Source organism: Alcanivorax sp. HI0007, from assembly GCF_001635525.1.
GTDB lineage: Bacteria > Pseudomonadota > Gammaproteobacteria > Pseudomonadales > Alcanivoracaceae > Alcanivorax.
The window spans coordinates 1-389 of record NZ_LWEJ01000086.1 but is presented as its reverse complement, the minus strand read 5'-3'; the positions used below and the strand labels follow the sequence as shown (position 1 = coordinate 389).

The following is a 389-nucleotide window of genomic DNA, read 5'->3' as shown; positions in this document are numbered from 1 at the left end:
ATCATGGGTGGTGGCCCGGTGAACCTGGCCGATGGATGCCGCTGCGAAAGGGGTTTCCTCAAAATCGGCAAACAGCGAATCCAGTGGTTTTCCCAGCTCCCGCTCGAGTTGACGACGGATTACGTGGAAAGGCATGGGCGCCGAGGCATTCTGCAGCACCTTGAGCTGATCGCTGATCTCCCGGGGGAGAATGTCCTGCATCTGCGAGGCAATCTGCCCCACTTTCATCACCGCGCCTTTCATCTCTCCGAGGGTCGCTGCGACTTCCCGGCCGATATGCTGGAGCAATTTTTCCCGGTCTGCGGCTTTGGCCATATCCGACTGGAACCACCCCTTGACCTGATGACCGGCCACCCGGGTGGCAATGGACGTGGTCATGCCGGTCAGCC

General features: G+C 60.2%; 1 protein-coding gene. It reads right to left on the bottom strand.

The features are described from left to right. On the bottom strand, positions 1-387 hold a 387-nt coding region (locus A3714_RS05160; RefSeq protein WP_255362636.1), incomplete at its 3' end, for an AarF/UbiB family protein. Positions 388-389 lie beyond the last annotated feature (2 nt).